General features: G+C 74.2%; 22 protein-coding genes. 8 read left to right on the top strand and 14 right to left on the bottom strand.

Annotation, left to right across the window (positions count from 1 at the left end):
- Positions 1–30: 30 nt before the first annotated feature.
- The 9 genes from ACIRBY_RS08570 to ACIRBY_RS08530 form a co-directional block, all read right to left on the bottom strand.
- Positions 31–1035 (bottom strand): hypothetical protein, encoded by a 1005-nt coding sequence (locus tag ACIRBY_RS08570; protein ID WP_403897916.1) that lies wholly within the window; start codon positions 1033–1035, stop codon positions 31–33.
- Positions 1032–2693 carry a DUF3492 domain-containing protein gene (locus ACIRBY_RS08565; RefSeq protein WP_403897913.1) on the bottom strand — a complete coding sequence of 554 codons (1662 nt, stop codon included), beginning with the start codon at positions 2691–2693 and terminating at the stop codon, positions 1032–1034. The genes ACIRBY_RS08570 and ACIRBY_RS08565 overlap by 4 nt, the downstream gene beginning before the upstream one ends.
- A 189-nt stretch (positions 2694–2882) precedes the next feature.
- On the bottom strand, positions 2883–4586 hold the full coding sequence (locus tag ACIRBY_RS08560; RefSeq protein WP_403897911.1) for a dipeptide ABC transporter ATP-binding protein: 1704 nt from the start codon (positions 4584–4586) through the stop codon (positions 2883–2885).
- Positions 4583–5575 (bottom strand): ABC transporter permease, encoded by a 993-nt coding sequence (locus tag ACIRBY_RS08555; RefSeq protein WP_403897908.1) that lies wholly within the window; start codon positions 5573–5575, stop codon positions 4583–4585. Before ACIRBY_RS08555 ends, ACIRBY_RS08560 begins: the two co-directional genes overlap by 4 nt.
- A complete protein-coding gene (locus tag ACIRBY_RS08550) occupies positions 5572–6555 on the bottom strand; it encodes an ABC transporter permease (RefSeq protein ID WP_403897905.1) in 984 nt (327 codons plus the stop codon). The genes ACIRBY_RS08555 and ACIRBY_RS08550 overlap by 4 nt, the downstream gene beginning before the upstream one ends.
- Complete coding sequence (locus ACIRBY_RS08545) at positions 6552–8294, bottom strand: ABC transporter substrate-binding protein (RefSeq protein WP_403897902.1); 1743 nt, start codon at positions 8292–8294, stop codon at positions 6552–6554. Before ACIRBY_RS08545 ends, ACIRBY_RS08550 begins: the two co-directional genes overlap by 4 nt.
- A 209-nt stretch (positions 8295–8503) precedes the next feature.
- Positions 8504–8599 carry an Ms4533A family Cys-rich leader peptide gene (locus tag ACIRBY_RS08540; RefSeq protein ID WP_312847459.1) on the bottom strand — a complete coding sequence of 32 codons (96 nt, stop codon included), beginning with the start codon at positions 8597–8599 and terminating at the stop codon, positions 8504–8506.
- Between the two features lie 70 nt (positions 8600–8669).
- Positions 8670–10067, bottom strand: coding sequence for a DUF3152 domain-containing protein (locus tag ACIRBY_RS08535; protein WP_403897899.1), 1398 nt, complete (start codon positions 10065–10067; stop codon positions 8670–8672).
- Positions 10068–10071: 4 nt separating this feature from the next.
- On the bottom strand, positions 10072–11067 hold the full coding sequence (locus ACIRBY_RS08530) for an alpha/beta fold hydrolase (RefSeq protein ID WP_403897896.1): 996 nt from the start codon (positions 11065–11067) through the stop codon (positions 10072–10074).
- 131 nt (positions 11068–11198) lie between these two features.
- Between ACIRBY_RS08530 and ACIRBY_RS08525 the strand changes: the two genes are divergently transcribed.
- From ACIRBY_RS08525 to ACIRBY_RS08510, 4 genes are all read left to right on the top strand, one after another.
- Positions 11199–11414 (top strand): hypothetical protein, encoded by a 216-nt coding sequence (locus ACIRBY_RS08525; protein WP_403897893.1) that lies wholly within the window; start codon positions 11199–11201, stop codon positions 11412–11414.
- A 157-nt stretch (positions 11415–11571) separates the two neighbouring features.
- Entirely contained in the window at positions 11572–12219 is a 648-nt protein-coding gene (locus tag ACIRBY_RS08520) for a TetR/AcrR family transcriptional regulator (RefSeq protein WP_366452607.1), read from the top strand.
- Between the two features lie 120 nt (positions 12220–12339).
- A complete protein-coding gene (locus tag ACIRBY_RS08515) occupies positions 12340–12567 on the top strand; it encodes a DUF3107 domain-containing protein (protein ID WP_366452608.1) in 228 nt (75 codons plus the stop codon).
- A gap of 117 nt (positions 12568–12684) precedes the next feature.
- Positions 12685–12987, top strand: a complete 303-nt coding sequence (locus tag ACIRBY_RS08510) for a hypothetical protein (protein ID WP_403897889.1) — start codon at positions 12685–12687, stop codon at positions 12985–12987.
- 33 nt (positions 12988–13020) lie between these two features.
- Here ACIRBY_RS08510 and ACIRBY_RS08505 read toward each other — a convergent pair whose 3' ends face one another.
- Positions 13021–13779 carry a ferritin-like fold-containing protein gene (locus ACIRBY_RS08505; protein ID WP_403897886.1) on the bottom strand — a complete coding sequence of 253 codons (759 nt, stop codon included), beginning with the start codon at positions 13777–13779 and terminating at the stop codon, positions 13021–13023.
- Positions 13780–14244: 465 nt separating this feature from the next.
- On the opposite strand from ACIRBY_RS08505, the gene ACIRBY_RS08500 reads away from it, so the two are divergent.
- From ACIRBY_RS08500 to ACIRBY_RS08490, 3 genes are all read left to right on the top strand, one after another.
- The gene (locus ACIRBY_RS08500) at positions 14245–16185 is read left to right on the top strand and encodes a DEAD/DEAH box helicase (protein WP_403897883.1); all 1941 of its coding nucleotides are present in this window, start codon (positions 14245–14247) and stop codon (positions 16183–16185) included.
- Between the two features lie 92 nt (positions 16186–16277).
- Positions 16278–17138: an alpha/beta fold hydrolase gene (locus ACIRBY_RS08495; protein ID WP_403897880.1), complete on the top strand. Its 861-nt coding sequence runs from the start codon at positions 16278–16280 to the stop codon at positions 17136–17138.
- Positions 17139–17233: 95 nt separating this feature from the next.
- A complete protein-coding gene (locus ACIRBY_RS08490; protein ID WP_007266367.1) occupies positions 17234–17386 on the top strand; it encodes a hypothetical protein in 153 nt (50 codons plus the stop codon).
- A gap of 66 nt (positions 17387–17452) precedes the next feature.
- On the opposite strand, the gene ACIRBY_RS08485 is transcribed toward ACIRBY_RS08490, so the two are convergent.
- The 4 genes from ACIRBY_RS08485 to ACIRBY_RS08470 form a co-directional block, all read right to left on the bottom strand.
- Complete coding sequence (locus ACIRBY_RS08485; protein WP_079429653.1) at positions 17453–18058, bottom strand: MarC family protein; 606 nt, start codon at positions 18056–18058, stop codon at positions 17453–17455.
- Positions 18059–18150: 92 nt separating this feature from the next.
- A complete protein-coding gene (locus tag ACIRBY_RS08480; RefSeq protein ID WP_403897877.1) occupies positions 18151–19017 on the bottom strand; it encodes a PHP domain-containing protein in 867 nt (288 codons plus the stop codon).
- A gap of 136 nt (positions 19018–19153) precedes the next feature.
- Positions 19154–19795, bottom strand: coding sequence for a DUF6758 family protein (locus tag ACIRBY_RS08475; RefSeq protein ID WP_366452613.1), 642 nt, complete (start codon positions 19793–19795; stop codon positions 19154–19156).
- An 83-nt stretch (positions 19796–19878) separates the two neighbouring features.
- The gene (locus tag ACIRBY_RS08470; protein ID WP_403897873.1) at positions 19879–20463 is read right to left on the bottom strand and encodes a suppressor of fused domain protein; all 585 of its coding nucleotides are present in this window, start codon (positions 20461–20463) and stop codon (positions 19879–19881) included.
- Between the two features lie 375 nt (positions 20464–20838).
- Between ACIRBY_RS08470 and ACIRBY_RS08465 the strand changes: the two genes are divergently transcribed.
- On the top strand, positions 20839–21951 hold the full coding sequence (locus tag ACIRBY_RS08465; RefSeq protein WP_366452615.1) for a magnesium and cobalt transport protein CorA: 1113 nt from the start codon (positions 20839–20841) through the stop codon (positions 21949–21951).
- The last annotated feature ends 12 nt before the right edge of the window (positions 21952–21963 follow it).

Below are 21963 nucleotides of genomic sequence, written 5' to 3'. Positions count from 1 at the left end.
GTGGGTGGGTCGGTGGTGGGGGTACGGCGCTCAGGGACGCGCGTGTGCGGAGGCACGGGAGAGCGCGGTGAGGGCGTGTACGAGGAGTCCCGCGACGGCCGCGTACACCGCGACCGGGCCGGGGACCAGGGCGAGCGCCAGGGCCGCGGCCACCGGTGCGCGGTGGGCGCCGTGGCCGAGGAGGAGCCGGACCAGGAACAGCAGCACCGCGAGCGGTACGGCCGTCGCCGGGGCGGCTCCGGCGAGCGCGGCGGCCCCCGTGGCGGCCGCGGTGAACAGCAGGAGCGCTCCGGCCGCCAGGGGCCGGACCCCGGCGGCGAACTCGTCCAGGGCCCGGCTCCCGGCGAGCCGGCGCCGGACCCGGGCGGAGTAGAGGACGGCGGTGAGGTGGCCGGGGGCCACGGCCAGCGCGAGGGCCGGGCCGAGGGCGGGGCCGTGCCGGTGGACGGCGGCGCCGGCGGCGGCCGCCGCGAGCAGGTGGGCGGTCCAGGGAAAGCGGCCCCCGGCGGGCCGCCCGGGCCACACCAGCGCGGCGGCGGCGAGCAGCCCCGCGAGGAGCCCCGCCCACGGCAGCCCGGCGGCGGCCGCCGCGCACCCGAGGGCGCCGGGCAGCAGGGCGCACCCGAAGCGGCGCATCCCCGCCCGGGCCCCGGCCGGGGCGGGGGCGGGCCGGTCCGCGGGCTCCTCGCCGCGCGGGGTCCGCGCGTACAGCTCCTCGGCGAGCGAGAAGACGTCCCGGTGCCGGAACCGCGCGGCGGTCCGGTCGGTGATCCCGCGCGCCTCCAGCCCGGCGGCGATCTCCAACGGGTCGACGGCCCGCGCGCAGAGCTCCCGGTGCCGGTGCAGCAGCGCCTTGACGGGATCCCCGCCCCGCCGCCCGGGGTGCGCCGCACCCCCCTCCCGGCCGCGCGCCGCCGCGCCGGCGCCGGCGGTGGCCGGTCCGGCCTCCGCGGCGTTCGCGGCGCCGGGCGCACCCCCCGCGGTGGCCGGGGGAAGGCCCGGCGGCGGCGCGTCCGCGATGTCCGACGTCGTCATACCGCCGCCCCCTCGACCCCGGCGGGCTCGACCGGCCCGTCCGGCCCGGCGGCGATCCAGGTCGGGGTCGTCCAGTGCCCCGGGAGCCGCGCCTCCGCCGGCAGGCCGAACGGGACCTCCCCCTCCCCCCGCGAGGAGCCCTTGGCCAGGAGCCTCAGGTAGCTCTCGCGGAAGGCCTCCACGTTCTGTTCGACGGTGAACAGCTCCAGCGCCCGGGCCCGGGCCGCCGCGCCGAGCCGCTGGGCCCGTTCGGTGTCGCCGAGCAGGGCGAGGCAGGCGTCGGCCAGGGCGCGGGGGTTGCGCGGGGGGACGACGAGCCCGGTGCCGCCGATGACCTCGCAGACGGCCCCGACGTCCGTGGACACGGTGGCCCGGCCGCACAGCATCGCCTCGGCCAGGGTGAGGGGGAAGCCCTCGATCACCGAGGAGAGCAGCACGATCCGGCCGGCCGCGTAGGCGTCGGCGGCCGAGGGCGCCTCGGGTCCGCCGACCTCCTCGAAGGCGACGGGGTTCTCCCCGACCGTCCGCGCGTCGGCGGCCTCGTCCGGGAAGAGCTGTGCGGCCAGCGAGCGGCAGTCGGCCAGGTATCCCGGCGCGGCGGCCGTGGCGAAGATCCGCAGCCGGGTCCGCGGCGCGGCCCGGCGGATCTCCGCGAAGGCGTGCAGCAGGGCGATCAGGTCCTTGGCCGGCTCCACCCGCCCGACCCACACCAGGGTGTCCGGGTCCCCGCAGCCGGGGTCCTCGCCGACGGCGGCGAATCGGTCCGCCTCCATCCCCGGGTACACGGTCCGCACCCGTTCCCGGGGCGCGCCGCAGCGCTCCTGCCAGCGGCGGGCGTGGGCGTTGCCGGGAGTCAGCAGGTCGGCGCGGGCGTAGATCTCCCCGGCCAGCCGGACGTGGAAGGCGGCGAGCAGGGCGCGGACGGCCGGCCTGGCGCCCCCGCCGGTCCCGGACGGCCCGTCGGAGCCCTGGTCCAGGTAGTGGGCGCGCAGCTGGACCCCGTACTCGGTGACCAGCAGCGGGACCCCGCAGAAGCGTTTGGCCAGGAGTCCGGGGAGGGCGGCCACCCCGCCGGCGGCGGCATGGCAGACGTCGACGGCTCCGAGTCCGGGGTCCCCGTACCAGTCGAGGGACAGCGGCCGCAGCAGGCGCTCCAGTCCGTCGGCGAACTCCAGCAGGTCGGGGACGCGTGCCGCCCGTACGGCCCGGCCCGCGCCGGGGGCCCGGCAGCCGGCCTCCAGGGCCCGTACGGCGGTCTCCGAGCGCAGGGCCGCGTACATCCCGCCGTGCGCGCGGGCGAGGTCGGCGAGCCCGTAGAGCCCGGCCGCGAAGGCCTCTGCGGACTCGGGGCCGGCGGTGGCGGCGCCCCCGCCGCAGATGCCGCGCACCAGCTCCCGGAAGCCGTCGGCGAAGTGCCGCCGCTCGCGGCGCGCGTGGGTCCGGCCGTCGTCGGCGGGGGCCCACAGGGGGGCGGTGCGCACGCGGGTGACGTGCCGTGGGAGCGGTACCCGGCCGCGCTCCTCCTGTTCGGCACTGCGGCTCAGCGCGTAGAGCTCGAACTCGTGCTGCGGAAGTCCGCGCACGAGCCGGTCGCACCAGAGCCCCGCCTCCGCGGCCGCATACGGATAACCACCTTCGATGAGCAGTCCGATCCGCACGCGTGGCACCCCCGTTCTCCCGATTCCTGGCGGTCGCCGCAGGTCCGGTGACCCGCCGCGGGAGAACTCAAGCGGATGCGCCGGTGGCACGGCGGACGGTTGTCCGTCGCGCCACCGGAAGGGGTGAAGAGTCGTAACTTTCCCGTACGGTTCGCGTTCGAGCGCGCTAGGAAAGACGCGTTCGGGGCGTTACGCGTACACCTCCTGCCGGGCCGCGCGGCGGCGGGCGGCGAGCTCCGGGTCCAGTGCGGGCACGGCGTCGAGGAGCTGCCGGGTGTAGGGGTGGGAGGGCCGCCCGTAGACCTCGTCCACCGGCCCCTCCTCGACGACCCGGCCGGCGCGCATGACGGCGACGCGGTCGCTGACCTGCCGGACCACCGCCAGGTCGTGGGCGATGAAGACGAGGGCGATGCCCAGTTCCCGCTGGAGTTGGGCCAGTAGGGCCGTGACCTGGGCCTGGGTGGTGACGTCGAGGGCGGAGACGGGCTCGTCGCAGACGATCAGCCGGGGCCGGGGGGCCAGGGCGCGGGCGATGCCGACGCGCTGGCGCTGGCCGCCGCTGAACTCGTGCGGGTAGCGGTCGTAGTGGCCGGGCTCCAGGCCGACCCGGGTGAGCAGCTCCCCGACCCGTTCGCGGAGGGCGGCCGCGTCGCGTTCCCCGGCCGCGCGCAGCGGGTCGGCGATGGACTCGCCGATGCTGCGGCGGGGGTTGAGGGAGGAGACGGGGTCCTGGAAGACCATCTGGGCGCCGGGGGCGATGCCGGTCGTGGGGGTGCCGGCGTGGCGGAGCTCGCCGCCGGTGGGGGGCAGGAGGCCGACGAGCATGCGGCCGAGGGTGCTCTTGCCGCTGCCGCTCTCGCCGACGATGCCGAGGGTCTCGCCGGGGCGCAGGGAGAGCGTGACCCCGTCCACGGCCGTGACCTTGCGCTCGCCGCGGCCGAACTCCTTGCGGAGGGCGGTGGCTTCGACGGCCGGGGGTGCGCCGCCGCCCTGCGGGGCCGGTCCCCCGCCCGCCCTTCCTCCGCTCCCCGGGGCCGCGCCCCGGACCCCCGCGGGGGCTCCGCCCCCGGACCCCCGCGCCTCGAACGGCGCCGGGGCCGGGATGCGCGGCACCGCCGCCAGCAGGGCGCGGGTGTACGGGGCCGTCGGGGAGGCGAGGACCCGGCCGACCGGGCCGTGCTCCACCGCGCGGCCGCCCCGCATGACCAGGAGTTCGTCCACGGTCTCCGCCGCCACGCCCACGTCGTGGGTGACGAGGAGCAGGCCGAGGCCGCGTTCCTCGCGCAGGCCCTGCAGGAGGTCCAGGATCTGGGCCTGGACCGTGACGTCGAGGGCGGTGGTCGGCTCGTCGGCGATCAGGAGGCGGGGTTCGCAGGCCAGGGCCATCGCGATGAGGGCGCGCTGGCGCATGCCGCCGCTGAACTCGTGCGGCCGGGCGCGGGAGCGGCGGGCCGCGTCGGGGATGCCGACGCGGTCGAGGACCTCCACGGCCCGGGCGCGGGCGGCCCGGCGGGTGGCGGCGGTGTGGACGCGGTACACCTCGGCGATCTGGTCGCCGACGGCGTGGTAGGGGTCGAGGGAGCTCAGCGGGTCCTGGAAGACCATGGCGGCGGTCGCGCCCCGCAGGGCGCGCAGTTCGGCCGGGGAGGCGGCGGCCACGTCGGTGCCGCCGACCCGGACGGTGCCGGCGAGCCGGGCGCCGGTGCCCCGGTGCAGTCCGAGGAGGGCGGCCGCCACGGTGGACTTGCCGCTGCCGGACTCCCCGACGATGCCGAGGGCCCGGCCGGGCTCCAGGGTGAAGGAGATCCCGTCGACGGCGCGGACGTGGGAGCCGGGGGCTCCGACGGGGAAGTCGACCGCGAGGCCGGTCACGTCCACCAGGTGCTCGGTCATGTGAGGGCCACCCTTCGGTCGGCGAGGGCGTAGAGGAGGTCGGCGACGACGCCGGCGAGGACGACGGCCGTGCCCATGGCGAGGACGACGCCGACGACGACGGGCAGGTCCACGACCCGGACCCCGTCGATGAGGGTCTTGCCGAGGCCGGGGATGCCGAAGAGGGACTCGGTGAGCACCGCGCCGCCGATCATCGTGCCGAAGTCCACGGCGCTGAGGGCGATCACGGGGGCCACGGCCCCGCGCACCGCGTGCCGGGTGACGATCCTGCGCTCCCCCACCCCGTAGGCGCGGAAGGTGCGGATGTGGTCCTCGGCGAGGGTCTCCAGGGTGGCGCTGCGGGTCAGCCGGGCGTATTTGGCGCTTTCGAAGAAGCCGAGGGTCACCCAGGGCAGCAGCAGGTTCCAGGCCCACTGCTCGGGGTCCTCGCCGAAGGGCACGTACGTCGGGAAGGGCAGCCACCGCAGCTGGGCGCAGACGGCCATGAGCAGCAGCAGCCCGAGGATGAAGACGGGCGTGCCGGTGGCGGCGAGGGTCAGGACGGTCAGCACCCGCTCGGTGGCCCGGCCCCGGCGGACCGCCGAGAGGAGTCCGGTGCCGACGCCGACGACGAGCCAGATGACGAGGGCGCCCAGCGCCAGGGAGAAGGTGGCGGGCAGCCGCTCCAGGAGGAGTCCGGTGACCTGCCGGTCGTTCTGGTACGAGAAGCCGAGGCAGGGCGCGTCGCAGTGCAGCACCCGTCCGGCGCCGCCGGAGTAGTCACGTCCGGCCACCAGCCCCTGGAGGAAGTGCAGGTACTGGGAGACGGTGGGGTCGTTCAGCCCGAGCTGCTCGCGGACCTGGGCGATCTGCTGCGGGTCGCAGCGTTCCCCGCAGGCCAGGCGGGCGGGGTCGCCGGGGGCGACGTAGAAGAGGGCGTAGACGAGGGCGGAGAGGGCGAGCAGGACCACCAGGGCCCCGCCGAGGCGGGTGAGGAGGAAGCGGGTCACGCCGTGCGCTCCTTTCCGGTGCCGACCCGCAGGCGCGAGCCCTCGCGCGGGTCGAGGGCCGTGCGGACGGCGTCGCCGAGGACGGTGAAGGCCAGCACGGTGACGAAGAGCAGCCCGGCGGGGAGCAGCACGTAGGCGGGGTCGGCGCGGAACCAGGTCTGCGCGCTGGAGAGCATCTGCCCCCAGGACGGGGTGGGCGGCTTCACGCCGACCCCGAGGAAGGACAGCGAGGCCTCGATCACCATGTTGGTCGGGACCTTGAGGGCGGCGAGGGTGATGACGGGGGCGGCCAGCGAGGGCAGCAGTTCGCGGCGGGCGATCCGCAGGGGGCCGTTGCCCGCCAGCCGGGCGGCCTCCACGAAGTCCAGGCCGCGCAGGGAAAGGGTCTGGGCGCGTACCAGGCGGGCGGTGCCGCCCCAGTCGAGGACGCCGATGACGAGGACCAGCAGCAGCGGGCGCGGGAAGTCGGGCGGGACGACGGCGGTCAGCGCGATGGCCAGGACCAGCATGGGCAGGGCGATCATCACGTCGGTGACCCCGCCGATGAGCCGGCCCAGGTGGCGGTTGCCGAGGGCCGCGGCGAGTCCGGCGGCGACGCCGATGGACACCTGGACGACGGTGGCGCCGAGGGAGACCAGGAGGGAGATCCGCGCCCCGTGGAGGAGTCGGGTGAACAGGTCGCGGCCGGTGCCGGGTTCGACGCCGAGCCAGTGGTCGGCGGAGATCCCGCCGAAGGGGCCGAGGGGGACGCCGCCGCGGGCCGAGTCCACGAGGTCGTCGTGGTAGGCGTTCGGGTCCTGTCCGGTGAGGTGGGCGACCAGGGGTGCGGCGAGGGCGAGGAGGACGAGGAGGGCCAGGACGGCGGCGGCCGCGAGGGCGGACGGACGCCCGCGCAGCCACCGCCGGACCCGGCGGCCGGCGCCCGCGGCCGGGGCGGGGGCCCCGTTCGCCGGCGCCGGCCGGTCGAGGAAGGTGCTCACTTGACGGCGACCTGCGAGATGTCGAGGACGCCGGTCCAGTCGCTGATGACGACGTTCTTGACGTTCTTGCCGACGAGGCGCTTGTAGACCGGGTGGAAGAGCGGCACGGCGAGGGCCTGCTCGCCGATCCTCTTGTCGAGGGCGCCCCAGCGCTTGCCGGCGGCCGCGAGGTCGGTGAGCTTGGCGATCTCGTCGATCTCGGTGTTCACGGCAGGGTCGTTCAGCTGGGCGTGGTTGTAGTTGGAGCCGTTGGTGACGATCTGCCGGCCGTCGAAGATCGGGGCGAGGAAGGGGCCGCCGGAGGGCCAGTCGGCGCCCCAGCGGGAGAGGAAGAGGCCGGGGGTGTTCTTCGCGTCCCAGCGGCGTTCGTTGAAGGCGTTGTTCTCCAGGCCTTCGAGCTTGACGGTGATGCCGGCGGCGGCGAGGGCCTGCTGGACGGCGGTGGCGATCTCGGGGCCGGTCTGGCGGTTCTGGGCGTTGGAGTGGGTGAGGGTGACGGTCAGGCCGTCGGGGTGGCCGGCCTCCTTCAGCAGTTCCCTGGCCTTGGCCGGGTTGCCGGTCTTGCCCGCCGGGAAGTGGTCGTACGCCGTGTACCCGAAGGCCTCGCGTTCGGGGAGGAAGGTGGTCGCGGGCTCGGCGAGGGCGGAGCCGCCGGCGGCGTTGACCACGCTGGTGCGGTTGATCGCGTAGGCGACGGCCTGGCGGACCCTGGGGTCGTCGAAGGGGGCGACCTTCGGGTTGAAGGCCAGGTAGTTGACGTAGCCGAAGTGGCCGGTGCCGACGCGGGAGGCCAGCTCCTTGTCGTCGCCGATCTGGGCGAGTTCGGCGGGGCCGAGGTTGGTGTCGGTGGTGATGGCGGCGGCGTCGGGGCCGGAGCCGGTGGTCAGCCGCTGGTTGATGACGGCCGCGTCCAGGCCGGAGCGGACCTCGATCCGGTCGGGGTAGGCCTTGCGCTCCCCGTCCGTCTTCGGGTCCCAGTGGTCGTTGCGCTCCAGCAGCAGGGTCTCGCCGTCGCCGGTGTTCTTGACGACCTTGTACGGGCCGGAGGAGACGGGGTGCTCCTCGTAGGTGACTCCGGTGTCCTTGGCCCTGGGGACGGGGGCGAACTGGGTCTGGGTGGCCAGGAAGGGGAACTCGCCCTCGGGCTTGCGGAGTTTGAAGACGATGGTCTTGGCGTCGGGGACCGTGATGGAGTCGAGGCCCTTGCCTCCGTCCTTGTAGGGGCCCTCGTAGGTCTCCCCGCCGACGAGCCAGTCGCGCAGGTAGGGGGCGCCGCCGGAGAGTTCGGCGGCGAAGGAGCGCTCGATGCCGTACTTGATGTCGGCGGTGGTGATCGGGCTGCCGTCCTCGTAGGCGAGGCCGTCCTTGAGGGTGTACGTCCACTCGGTGGCGTCGGCGTTGGGCCGGCCGAGGTCGGTGGCCAGGTCGGGGACGACCTTGGCCCCGGCCGGGCCGTCCTCGCGGTTGCGGGTGGTCAGCGTGCGGAAGACCAGCGAGGGGACGTTCCCGCCGCCCGAGGTGTAGAGGCGGGCCGGGTCGAAGTCGTTCTGGGGTTCGGCGTTGAGGACGGTCAGGGTGCCGCCCTTCTGCGGGGCGCCCGCGGCGCCGGGCTTGCCGGAGGACTCGCCGCCGGAGCCGCCCGCCGCGTCCTCGGGCCCGCACGCGGCGGCGCCCCCGGCCAGTACGAGGCTGACGGCGAGCGCGGCGACGCGGCGCGATGTGTGGGACTGACGGGACATGGCGAAAGGGACCTCTCGGCGTGAAGGGGGTACGGGAGGGCCACGCGAGGGGCGACGTCGGGCATCACCGGCGGTCAGGGCCGGGAAAGGGGAAGCCGCGCCTGCGGGCGAAGGGAATGCCCGGGCGCGGCGGAGCCAGGAGGAGAAAAGAGGGGGGTCGCGCGCTCAGGCCGGGGGGACCTCCCGGGCCGCTGGGCCCAGGGGGAGCGTCAGCGACAGAAGATGTCGGCCACGCTGTGCGCGGCCACACCGAGGAGCGCCAGCTCGATGGCGGCGCTCGCGGCGGAGGTGTGGCGGTGCGACATGCGGAGAACAATTACCGATCACCGAACGCCCTGTCAACGGACGAACCGGCCACTCCCCCGCCCCGTCCGGTCAATTCCCGGGAAATACCCAGGGGTTGGGAAGGCAGTGAATATCGTCGATGTCGAGGGATTTCGTCTGCTGCTGCATGATCGGCGCGAGTGAGCCCGGTTTCCGGCAGCTCTCGTGCCCGTGTCCGAGCCGGTGGCCGACCTCGTGGTTGATGAGCATCTGCCGGTAGGCGAGCATCTGGTCGGCGCCGTAGGTCTGCGATCCCTGTCCCCAGCGGAAGGCGTTGATCATCACGCGTTCGGTGCTGGCCGAGTCGCAGGAGACGTTGTCGATGGTGGTGTCCAGGTCGGACTTCGCGCACCACGCGCCGGTGGTGCCGGGACTGGCCAGGGTGATGACGAAGTCGGCCTTGCCGTCCGGCACCCGCTCGAAGGTCATCGCACCGTCGTGGCCCCAGCTGCGCGGGTCGTTGAGGGTGCGCTGGACGGCCTCCGCGAAGAGCTGCGGGTCCATCCCGAGGCCCTGCTCCACGTCCACGCGGTAGCGCACGACCTTGCCCTTGCCGGGGGCCTTGGCGATGCCGGGGACGGTGTCGAAGGCCCCCGTGCCGGTGAGTTTCGCGTCGATGGGCAGCTGCCGCGCCATCTGCTGCTCGTACGTCAGCGGCTGCGCGGGCGGCGGGGAGGCGGGGGTGGGGCGGCCGTCGGAGCGGGAGGCGGCCTTGTCGCCGGGGGGCCGCTGGGGTGCGTCGTCCCCGGCGGCGCGCGCGCCGGAGGCGGCCGTGTCGCCCTCGGTGGCGACCTGGCCCGCGACGACGACGGCGAGCACGGCGGTGACGGCCAGCGCGGCGATCCCGGTGTAGGTGCGGACCCTGGTGGCGCGGCCGTTCGCGGGCCGGTCGGCGCCGGGGGCCTCGGGCGTGCGGGGGCCGGGTACGCGGCGGTGGGAGCCGGTGGAGATGAGGGGGTCGGGCGCGGCCCCGGGCGCGGGGGCCTGGGGCTGTCCGGTGATCCGGGGGAAGCCGGCCGCCGGGGTGCCGAAGGCGGGGGTGCCGGTGTCCCGGGCGGGCGGTGCGGCGGGCGCGGCGGCGCGGGGGGCGCCGCGCCGGTCGTCGTACGGGGAGGCGGGGGCCGCCGCGCCCCAGGCACCGCCCTCCTCGCGCTGTTCGGGGTGGCCGCCGGGGCGGGCCGGGGACGGGGCGAGGCCCTGGTGCACGGCGGCGGGCTCGGGGGACCGGCGGCGTCCGCCCGGCCCCCCGTGCCGGGCGGGGGCCTGCGGAGCGGGCTCGTGCGGCCGCGCCTGCGGTCGCGCCTGCGGCGGGTAGGGGTCGGCCGCGTAGGCCTCGGTTGCGTAGGCCTCGGTTGCGTACGGTCCGTCCGGCCCGGGCCCGTGCGGCGACGGCGCGGGCGCCGGCTGCGGACGGGCGGGGGCGGAGGCCTTGCGACTATGTCGTCCCACGTCCTCAGCCCTTGCCGTCTGCGGTGTCCCGGTCGGTGTCCCGGGCGCCGGTGTCGCGCTGCAGCTCCCGGAAGGCGGCGGCCACCACCTCCGGGTACTCCATCATCGCCACGTGTCCGGCCTCGGGCAGGCTCAGCAGCCGCGAACCCCGGAAGGCCGCGGCGGCCTTGCGCGCCATACGGTACGAGACCAGCTGGTCCCGGCCACCGTAGACCAGCAGCGTCGGCGCGAGCACGCGCTGCGCCTGGCGCCACAGCCCGTGTTGCCCGCCGAGCGTGTAGGCGTCGACGATTCCGCGCGAGGAACGGCTCATCGCCTCCCAGAAGTACGGGAGGGCCATGCGCCGTTCCATCTCCTCGACGGCGCCGCGGAGGCCTTCCGGTGTCACCCGTGAGGGGTCTCCGTAACAGAGGGCCGTCACTCCCAGGGTGCGCTGTTCGGCCGTCAGGTGCCGGGCGAGGCGACCGAGCAGGGCGGGCGCGCCGGGCAGGGCCAGCAGGGCGGTGGGCACGGCCGAGCTCTGCACCCGCAGCTCGGGCAGCGCGGGCGAGACCAGCGTCAGCGTGCGCACGAGGTCGGGGCGGACCGCCGCGACGCGGGTGGAGACGGCGCCGCCGAGGGAGTTGCCGAACAGGTGGACCGGGCCGCGCCCTGCGGCGTCGAGGTGACGGATGACGGCGCGGGCCATCGCCGTGATCGAGTAGTCGCGGTCGGCGGGCGGCGCGGACCAGCCGAAGCCGGGCAGGTCGAGCGCCTCGCCGTCGACGGCGTCGGCCAGCTGCTCCATGAGCGCCGACCAGTTCTGGGAGGAACCGCCGAGTCCGTGCACGAACAGCGCGGGCGGCAGACCCTCCCGCTGCGGTGGCCGGAAACGTACGTTCATCTCCAGGCCCGGCAGCGCGACGGTGCGCAGCCCCTCTCCCTCGCCCACCCGGACGGCTCCCACCTGGGAGGTCGGCTCGGCGGTGGACCGTACGCCCGGCAGCTCGGTCGAAGACATGCGCCAATGTTACGAGACGATCACGCTCGCCCCCTTGAGATCCCTTGTGTCCGCGGTCACAGGACCGCCTGGCGTCGGGCTCCTCATCCTCCTAGGCTCGTAAGTGAACGAGCGAAGGCGAGGGGAGTGGAATGACTGTCGACCCTGCGGAACCGGACACCTTCCGGGACCGGTTCGCGGACCCGCTCGACGCCGAGGCTCCGGAGGCGGACGCCGCCGAACAGCTCGCCGACATCCAGCAGCAGGAGGACGACCCGCTCACCGGAGCGGACCGGGGGGAGGCCCCCGAGGCGGACGCCGCCGAGCAGGCCCGGGTGGTACCCCTGGACGAGGAGGACTACCGCTGACAGCATCTGACAGGCGCTGACCAGCGTGTCCGGGGTGTGTCCAGGCCGTCCGCACAGCGAGAAAACTAGGCTTGAACCCACCAGATTCGGTTACCGAAAAGTACGATGGCGGCGCGGCGCAGAGCGCACTGTGTTCTTAGAGAAAGTGGGAGGCGGCGTGACAGCCATCGAGCAGACCGAGGCAGCGCGTCCGCGGGGTACGCGACTGCCGCGCCGTGCCCGGCGCAACCAGCTGCTGGGCGCTGCCCAGGAGGTGTTCGTCGCGCAGGGCTACCACGCTGCGGCCATGGACGACATCGCGGAGCGGGCGGGCGTCAGCAAGCCGGTGCTCTACCAGCACTTCCCCGGCAAGCTCGACCTGTACCTGGCGCTGCTGGACCAGCACTGCGAGAACCTCCTGCAGGCGGTGCGCGGGGCGCTGGAGTCCACCAGCGACAACAAGCTGCGCGTGGCGGCGACGATGGACGCCTACTTCGCCTACGTCGAGGACGAGGGCGGCGCGTTCCGGCTGGTGTTCGAGTCGGACCTGACCAACGAGCCGGCGGTGCGCGAACGCGTCGACCGCGTCTCGCTCCAGTGCGCGGAGGCGATCTCCGACGTGATCGCCGAGGACACCGGACTGTCCAAGGACGAGTCGATGCTCCTTGCCGTGGGCCTGGGCGGGGTCTCGCAGGTCGTGGCCCGGTACTGGCTGTCGAGCGAGAGCCCGGTCGCCCGCGACACGGCGGTGGGCCTGCTGACCTCCCTCGCCTGGCGCGGCATCGCGGGCTTCCCGCTGCACGGCACGGAGGCCGCGGAGGCCTGACCGGCCGCTGTTCGCTGCGAGCGTGTCCGCCGCGAGCCGATCGTGTCCCCTCTCCGGGCTAATGTGGACCGGGTACGGCGCGGCTGATCGCGCGAAACGGACCGTCGGAGGGACAAAGCCGTGGAGGTCAAGATCGGCGTGCAGCACGCACCCCGGGAGATCGTGCTGGAGAGCGGCCTGAGCGCCGAGGAGCTGGAGAGCATCGTCGCCGACGCGCTGACCGGCACCGCGCCGCTGCTGAGCCTGACCGACACCAAGGGCCGCAAGGTCCTGGTGCCGTCCGACCGTCTGGCGTACGTCGACCTGGGCGAGCCGGCGCAGCGCAAGGTCGGTTTCGGAGCGCTCTGAGGCACCGGAGTACGACTGGAGCGGCCCGGCGGATGGATCCGCCGGGCCGTTTCCGTTTCTTCCGCTTCGGGTAGGACCGCAGTGACCCGGTTTGCCCTGACGTAGGGGAGTGACCAGATGATGCTGATGGAGGCCGTCGGCTCCGGTCTGCTGGGCCTCGCCCTCGCGGGCGTGGCCGTGCGAGTGCTCTCGAAGCGACTTCCCTCCACCAGAACGGTGCTGGTCAGCGGGGTGACGGGCGCCCTTTTCGGGGCCTATCTGACGCACATGTCGCTGGGGCCGGGACACAACACCCTGTTCGCGACCCTGCTGGGCGGACTCGGGGTGTCGGCCGTCGTGCTGTCCCTGCTGCTGCGCCCGGCCGCCGGGGGCGGCCGGGGTCCGCGCCGCCCTCCGTTTTCGCTCCCGTCGCGGAGCTGAGGGCGGGCGCGGACGACCGTGACCGGGGGAACCCTAGGCGGCGAGGCCGAGGGCGGCCATGCGCTTGGTGTGGGCCTTGGTGATCCGGGTGAACATCTCGCCGACGGCCGCCAGGTCGAAGCCGGCCGCCATCCCGTCCACGCCGCCGACCAGCATGGTGGACAGCGCGTCGCGCTCGGCCACCACGCGCTGGGCCTGCGAGAGGGCCTCGCCCATCAGGCGGCGCGCCCACAGCGCGAGCCGGCCGCCGACGCGCGGGTCCGCCTCGATGGCGGCGCGCACCTTCTCGACGGCGAAGCCGCCGTGGCCCGTGTCGTCGAGGACGCCGACGACCAGGGCGCGGGTGTCGGTGTCGAGGTGGGTGGCGACCTCGCGGTAGAAGTCGCTGGCGATCGAGTCGCCGACATAGGCCTTGACCAGGCCCTCCAGCCAGTCGGAGGGGGCGGTCTGGCGGTGGAAGTCGTCCACGCCCTTCGCGAAGGGCTCCATCGCGGCGGTGGGCTCGGCGTCGATCGCCGCGAGCCGGTCGCGCAGCCGCTCGAAGTGGTGGAATTCGGCGGAGGCCATCTTCGCCAGCTCGGCCTTGTCGGCCAGGGTGGGCGCGAGCTTCGCGTCCTCCGCCAGGCGCTCGAAGGCCGCGAGCTCTCCGTACGCCAGCGCGCCGAGGAGGTCCACGACGGCGGCCCGGTACTGCGGGGAGGCGGAAGCGGTCGCCCAGTCCTGTGCGGCGATGCCCTGCGCCCCGCCCTGGGCGTCGTCGTCGGCGGGAGATGCGTTTTCAACGGTCGACATGCTCCGCACAATAGCCCGCCGAAAGGCGGGACCAGGCACCACTCCTCCGTGCTCTCGGTCCGTGTAAACCCGCCTACCTGGTGAATTCACCCGACACACCTGCGCGATTCCGGGGTACAGTGGTAATGCGCCTGCCGAATACTCGGCGGGCCATCCGAATGAGGATGCCCGGTCGGTGGCCCGATCGGCTCCACCCGACCGCCCTCGTAGCGGGGAGTACGCCCATGCGTACCGCCTCCACGAGGGGCCCCCTCAGCGGCACGAGCGCCTGAGCGATGGCAGTGGTCCCGCGCAGCTTCGTACGACCCGCCCCACCCCGGGCGGGCGCAGTACCGCAAGCCCGGCACGGTAGGACCCCCCTCGCCGCCTCGCGCCGCGTCTCACAGAAGAGGCAGCACCCTGACTACGTTCCGAGAACTCGGGATCTTCCCCGAGACGGCCGAGGCCCTGGAAGCCGTCGGCATCGTGTCCCCCTTCCCGATCCAGGAGATGACCCTCCCCGTCGCCCTCTCCGGCACGGACGTCATCGGCCAGGCGAAGACCGGCACCGGCAAGACGCTCGGTTTCGGCCTCCCCCTGCTGGAGCGGGTCGTCGTCCCCGCGGACGTCGAGGCCGGCCGGGCCACGCCCGCGCAGCTCACCGACTCCCCGCAGGCCCTCGTGGTGGTTCCGACCCGCGAGCTGTGCACCCAGGTCACCAACGACCTGCTCACCGCGGGCAAGGTCCGCAACGTCCGCGTCCTCGCCATATACGGCGGCCGCGCGTACGAGCCCCAGGTCGAGGCGCTCCAGAAGGGCGTCGACGTGATCGTCGGCACCCCGGGCCGCCTGCTGGACCTGGCCGGGCAGAAGAAGCTCGACCTGTCCCGCGTCAAGGCCCTCGTCCTCGACGAGGCCGACGAGATGCTCGACCTGGGCTTCCTGCCCGACGTCGAGAAGATCATGAACCTGCTGCCGGCCAAGCGGCAGACGATGCTGTTCTCGGCGACCATGCCGGGCGCGGTCATCGGTCTGGCCCGCCGCTACATGTCGCAGCCGACGCACATCCGCGCCGTCTCCGAAGACGGCGAGGGCGCGACCGTCGCCAACATCAAGCAGCACGTCTTCCGCGCGCACAACATGGACAAGCCGGAGCTCGTCTCCCGCATCCTCCAGGCCGACGGCCGCGGGCTCGCGATGATCTTCTGCCGTACCAAGCGCACGGCCGCCGACATCGCCGAGCAGCTGGAGCGGCGCGGCTTCGCCTCCGGCGCCGTCCACGGCGACCTGGGCCAGGGCGCCCGCGAGCAGGCGCTGCGCGCGTTCCGCAACGGCAAGGTCGACGTGCTGGTGTGCACCGACGTCGCCGCGCGCGGCATCGACGTCGAGGGCGTGACCCACGTCATCAACTACCAGACGCCGGAGGACGAGAAGACCTTCCTGCACCGCGTGGGCCGCACCGGCCGAGCGGGCGCGAAGGGCACCGCCGTCACCCTGGTCGACTGGGACGACATCCCGCGCTGGCAGCTGATCAACAAGGCGCTGGAGCTGGACTTCCACGACCCGGTCGAGACGTACTCCACCTCCCCGCACCTGTACGAGGAGCTGGGCATCCCGGCCGGCACCAAGGGCATCCTGCCGCGCGCCGAGCGCACGCGGGCCGGCCTGAAGGCCGAGGAGCTGGAGGACCTGGGCGAGACCGGCGGGCGCGGTGGCCGTGGCGGCCGCGGCGCCGCCGCTCCGGCCGAGGAGCGTCCCGCCCGGACCCGTACGCCGCGCCAGCGCCGCCGCACCCGCGGCGGTTCGGAGGTCGGCGCCGAGGTCGAGGCCGCGGCCACCGAGGTGACCCCGGCCGTCGAGGCCCCCGCCGACGACGAGCCGCGCCGCCCGCGACGCCGCCGCACCCGGCTGACGGCCGCGGCCGTGGCCGCGGTCGACGGGGCCGAGGCTCCCGTCGCCGAGGCGCCGGCGGTCGAGGCCCCGGCTCCGGCCGTGGTCGCGGTCGAGGAGGCGGCGGTGGTCAAGCCGCGCCGCGCCCGGACCCGCAAGACGGCCGTCGCGGCCGTGGAGGCCCCGGTCGCCGAGGCCCCCGTGGTCGAGGCCCCGGTGGTCGAGGCCCCGGTGGTGGCCGAGGAGGCTCCGGCGAAGCCGAAGCGCACCCGGACCCGCAAGGCCGCCGTGGCCGAGGCGTCGGTGGCCGAGGCCCCCGTGGCCGCCGCCCCGGTCGCCGAGGCGTCGGCTCCGGTCCGGCCGCGCCGGGTCCCGACCCGCAAGGCCGTGGCCACCCCGATCCCGGCCGTGGTCATCGACGAGGCGCCCGTGGCGCCCCGCCGCCGGACCCGCAAGGCGGCCGCCGCGGACTCCGAGCCGCAGTTCCAGATCGCCCCGCCGAGCGAGCCGGTCCGCACGACCCGCCGCTTCCGGTAGGCACGGGCGCACGACGGTACGGCCCCGGTTCCCTTTCGAGGGGGCCGGGGCCGTCCTCGTACCCGGGGCCTACGGGCCGGTAACCTCGGGCCATGAGCAAGCCGCCGCGCCTCACCCTGCCCCCCGCCGCCCGCGCGTACCGCCTGGCCACCTCCCGCGGCGAGTTCGCCGTGCACGAGGCGGGCCGGCCGGTGCGCGGCACCGCCCTGCTGGTCCCCGGGTTCACGGGCAGCAAGGAGGACTTCATCGCCCTGCTGGAACCGCTCGCCGCCGCCGGGTACCGGGTGGTCGCCGTCGACGGGCGCGGGCAGCACGAGAGCCCCGGTCCGCGCGAGGAGTCCGCCTACGAGCTCCACGAGCTGGCCCTCGACGTCCTGGCCCAGGCCGGCGCCCTGGGGGGCGCGGGGCCGCTGCACCTGGTCGGCCACTCCCTGGGCGGGCTGGTCTCGCGCGCCGCGGTCCTGCGCGACCCCTCCCCCTTCGCCTCCCTCACCCTGATGAGCAGCGGCCCCGCCGCGATCGCGGAGGAGCAGCAGGCCCGGACGAAGCTGCTGGTCGCGGCGTTGGAGGCGATGCGGGAGGACATGCCGGCCGTCTGGGAGGCCATGCGGGCCCACGACCCCGCCGACGCGGTCCCGGACGCGCCGGAACTGGCCGCGTTCCTGCGCGGGCGCTGGCTGGCCACCGTCCCGGAGCAACTGATCACCACCGGCCGGATCCTGGTCTCGGAGCCGGACCGGGTGGAGGAGCTGGCGGCGGTGGCGCTGCCGAAGCTGGTGCTGTCGGGGGTGGTCGACTACGCCTGGCCGGTGCCGCTGATGGACGAGATGGCCGTCCGCCTGGACGCTTCCCGGGTGGTGGTCGAGGGCGCCGAACACTCCCCGAACGCGGAGAACCCGCAGGTCACGGCTGGTTCTCTAGTGAGCTTCTGGCAGTCCTTGAGCACCCGGTAGTTAGCTAAGGAAAAAATTTCCTTAGCGTAGGGAATGTTTCTGAGGGGCGTCTGGTTGAACCCTGTGCAAGGAGAACACCGACGAAGGGAGAAGCCGTGCGCTTCGAGATTCTGCGCCTGGACGACGTCGACGGAACCGCCGTGGACAGCACCGTCGTGGACGCGGCCTCCGTCAACCGGATCGTGCAGCAGGCGGCCGCGATCGGCCAGCGCATCCTGATCCGACCGGCCGAGAGTGCGTCCTCCTGATGCTTCCCGAAACGCCCCCGTACCGATCCGGTACGGGGGCGTTCGCCTGCGCGGGGCGGGGCGGGGTCAGGCGCCGTGGACGACCTGGAGCACGCCGTTGATGATCTGCTGGACGGCGATGGCCGACAGCATCATGCCCGCGAGGCGGGTGACCAGGACGACGCCGCCGTCCTTGATGATCCGGATGATCACCAGCGAGTAGCGCATGGTCAGCCAGAGGACCACGTGCATCGCGGCGATGGCGGTCCAGACCGAGAGCTGCCCGCCGAACCCGTCGGCCTTCTGCACGGCCAGGATGACGGAGACGATCGCACCGGGGCCGGCCAGCAGCGGCATGCCCAGCGGGACGAGGGCGACGTTGACGTCCTTGGTCTGCTTGGGCTCGTCGGTCTTGCCGGTGAGCAGGTCGAGCGCGATCAGCAGGAGCAGCAGACCGCCGGCGATCATCAGCGCCGGGACGGAGACGTGCAGGTAGTCCAGGATCTGCTGGCCGCAGATGCCGAAGGTCGCGATCACGCCGAAGGCGACGCAGACGGCCTGCCAGGCCATGCGGCGCTGGACCTTGGCGGGGCGGCCCGAAGTCAGGGCGAGGAAGATCGGCGTGATGCCCGGCGGGTCCATAATCACAAAAAGCGTGAGAAAAAGGGATCCGAAGACGGCGAAGTCGAACACAGTGATGCCTTGCATAGAGGGGTGTTACGAAAAAGGGCGGGGGGGAAGGGCGCGCGTGAGCCCGGTGACCGCGTCACAGCGGCCGGCGGCGCTCAGGCGCGGGCGTCTCCGCCGGCGCCCGGAACGGGGAAGGCCCCCGTCGCACGGCGCGTGATCTCGCCGTAGATCTCGGGGTCGGTGGTGTACTCCCCGAGACGGCAGGTCTTGCGGCTGCCGTGGTAGTCGCTGGAACCGGTCGTCAGCAGACCGAGGTCCCCGGCCAGTCCGCGCAGGCGCGCGCGGGTGTCGGCGTCGTGGTCCATGTGGTCCACCTCGATGCCGTCCAGGCCCGCGGCCGCGAGGGCGCCGATCGCGTCCTCGGGCACGCACGCGCCGCGCTTGACGGCGGCGGGGTGCGCGAAGACGGTGACCCCGCCGGCCGCCTTGACCAGGCGGATGGCGTCGAAGGGGTCGAGCTCGTGCTTCTCGGCGTAGGCGCGGCCGCCGTCGGCGAGCCAGTCCGCGGTGAACGCGTCGGAGACCGTGGGAACGACCCCCAGCTCGACCATGGCGGTCGCGATGTGCGGGCGTCCGACGGAGCCGTCCCCCGCGATCCGGGCGACCTGCTCCCAGGTCACGCCGACTCCGAGGTCCTGCAGCTTGCCGATCATGGCCTGGGCGCGCGGGGTGCGGTCGTCGCGGACGAGCTCCCGCTCGCGGGCGAGCTCGGGCTCCTGCGGGTCGAAGAGGTAGGCGAGCATGTGCAGCCCCACCCCGTCGAGCCGGCAGGACAGCTCGGCCCCGGTCACCAGCGTGAGGCCCCGCGGCACGGCCGCGATCGCCTCGGCGTATCCCCCGACGGTGTCGTGGTCGGTCAGCGCGACCACGTCCAGTCCCGCCGCGGCGGCGTTGCGCACCAGCTCGGCGGGGGTGTCGGTGCCGTCGGAAGCCGTGGAGTGGGCGTGCAGGTCGATGCGCACAGCCGGGCTCCAGGGTTCGGGCGGACGAGGGGGACACTCCAGGGTACCCGTGCCCCGAAGCGCCGCAGGCCCCGGGCGGCGGGGCGGGGGTGCGGAGCCCGTGGCGGGGGCGCGCCCCCGCCGCCGCCACCGCCCCTCAGGGCCCCAGGATCCGGGGGCTCAGCGCTCCGCACGGCACCAGTTCGACCTCCGCGCCCGCGTCGCGCAGGTCGGCCAGGACGAGTTCGTCGTACATCAGGAGGCCCGACTGCTCCGGCCAGACGATGGCCCACAGCCACAGGCCGCGGGCCTCGCCCGCGAACACGGCCCGGTCCTCCGGGGCCCCCTTCACGTGCCACAGCGGGGTCGGGCGGCCGTCGGTGACGACCTTGGCGTGGGGCGGGCCCGAGACGTCGAGGCCCGGGCCGGGGTCGGGGCCGTCGATGCCCGCGAAGCGGGCGCCGAGGCCCACCCCCAGCTCCTCGGCGACCAGCAGCATCTCGCCCAGACCGCCCAGCGGGCCGGGGCCGGTGCAGGCCACGACCGTGGCCCGGCCGCCGGTCCGGTCGTCACCGGCGGACGCCACGCCGGTGAACAGCCATCCCACCGGCAGCGGCCACGGCATCCACACCGGCACCTTGGACCGGTTCGCCACCACGCCGAGGCCCTCCACGCTGGGCGGGAGGACCGGCTGCAGCGGATGGACGGGGCCGTGCACGGCGCACTGCCAGGAGTCGGAGAAAAGACCGGGCGCGCGGACCCGGCCACCACACTTCGGGCAACTCGGTTCGCCCCTCATAGGAAGCACGCTCCTCCCCGCCCGGCGCCCCGTCAAGACACGATCACCCGTCCGGATGGCGTCCGTACCCGCGGACCCCGCGCTCAGTCCAGTGCGACGGCCGTACGCAGAGGGTCCCGCAGATCCGTGCCGCGCGCGAGCCAGCGCTCCTGGAGGGCGGCCGCACCGTGCACCCGCTTCCAGGCGGCCTCGTTCGCCGTCATCGGCAGCAGGGGGAGGAAGCGGACGGGGTCCATCGGCTCGTCCAGTTCGAGGTCCTCGACCAGTCCGCCCGGCTCGGCGACCAGGACCGAGGTGAACGGCGCCCCCTCCCACAGCGGTTCGCCCACGTCCAGGGAGGCGCCGGGGGCCACGACGAGCCCCTCGACCACCGGGGAGGCGGCCAGCACCGCGAGCGGCCGCAGCACCCCGTCGGTGGGTGCGAGCCCCGCCCGTACGGACAGCACGAGCTCGGCGCGCGGGCCGCGCACCGGGTCGGCGACCACGGCGGTCGGGTCGGTCATGGGATGCGCGGACATGCCGAGGGTCGCGTACCGGACGAGGTCGCCCTCGGCGAAGCGGAGGACCTCGATGCGGTCGGTGCCCAGGAAGGTGACGGCGGCGCGGGCGTCGGGCTCGCCGAACGCGCTGCGGAGCCGGGCTTCGACGAGGGCCGGAATTTCTGCCATGGAGCGAGCATAGAACTCCTATCCGCCGGGTAAAGACAGGGCTTTGACCATCCGTCGGCTGATAGTGTTGACAGCTGGTCGGGGCCGCTGCGCAGAAGCGTTGTTTCCAGGCTCCGGCGACAGGACGTCCCCCACGGGGGACCGGCCGGAGGAGGTGGGGCTGCGATGGACCGAAGTCGATCGTGCAGTACCAATCGCTCTTCGGCGACCTTCCAGGGCGGCTCCAGCCCCCTTTGATCTTCTGATCAGCAGAAGAGCGACGGCAGAACTTTGTCCTCCCGTCCTGTTTCCCTCCATCCGCACGGGCCTGCCCGCCCACTGCCGGAGGGCCTCCCACCCGTGCGGTCCGCAGCCGCGCGCGAGAAGGAGCCTGCCATGTCGATGCTGCCCTACCTCCGTGCCGCCGTCCGTCCGGCACTGCGCAAGTCCACCCCCGTCCAGCCCGGTTACGACACCACCCGCGACCCCTCCGCGAGCAGCGCGGTGGTCGACTGCGCCGTCTACCGCGACGGCCGCCGCGCGCAGGGCGACTGCCTGACGCCCCGTGAGGCGCTGCGCCGGGTCCGGGAGGACGGCGGGTTCGCCTGGATCGGGCTGCACGAGCCCACCGAGGCCGAGTTCGCCGGGATCGCCGCCACGTTCGGCCTGCACCCGCTCGCCGTGGAGGACGCGGTGCACGCGCACCAGCGGCCGAAGCTGGAACGCTACGACGAGACCCTCTTCACCGTCTTCAAGACGATCCACTACGTGGAGCACGCCGAACTCACCGCCACCAGCGAGGTCGTGGAGACGGGCGAGGTGATGTGCTTCACCGGCCCCGACTTCGTCATCACCGTCCGGCACGGCGGCCAGGGCTCCCTGCGGACGCTGCGCCACCGCCTCCAGGACGACCCGGAGCTCCTGGTGCGGGGCCCCTCGGCGGTGCTGCACTCGATCGCCGACCACGTGGTGGACGGCTACATCGCGGTGGCGGCGGCCGTGCAGGACGACATCGACGAGGTGGAGAGCGCGGTCTTCGCCGCGCCCGCCAAGGGCGTCGCCCGGGGCGGCGACGCGGGCCGCATCTACCAGCTGAAGCGGGAGGTGCTGGAGTTCAAGCGGGCGGTCTCGCCGCTGCTGCGGCCGATGGAGCTGCTGAGCGAGCGGCCCATGAGGCTGGTGGACCCTGACATCCAGAAGTACTTCCGCGACGTCGCGGACCACCTCGCCCGGGTGCACGAGCAGGTGATCGGCTTCGACGAGCTGCTGAACTCCATCCTCCAGGCGAACCTGGCCCAGGCCTCCGTCGCCCAGAACGAGGACATGCGCAAGATCACCTCCTGGGCGGCGATCGTCGCCGTCCCCACGATGATCTGCGGCGTGTACGGGATGAACTTCGACCACATGCCGGAGCTGCACTGGCGCTACGGCTATCCGATGGTGATGGCCGCGATCGTGGGCAGCTGTTTCGCCATCCACCGGACGCTGCGGCGCAACGGCTGGCTGTAGCGGGCGGGAGCC

Source organism: Streptomyces sp. NPDC096136 (genome assembly GCF_044763325.1).
Taxonomy (GTDB): domain Bacteria; phylum Actinomycetota; class Actinomycetes; order Streptomycetales; family Streptomycetaceae; genus Streptomyces.
This window is presented reverse-complemented; position numbering and strand designations above follow the sequence as displayed.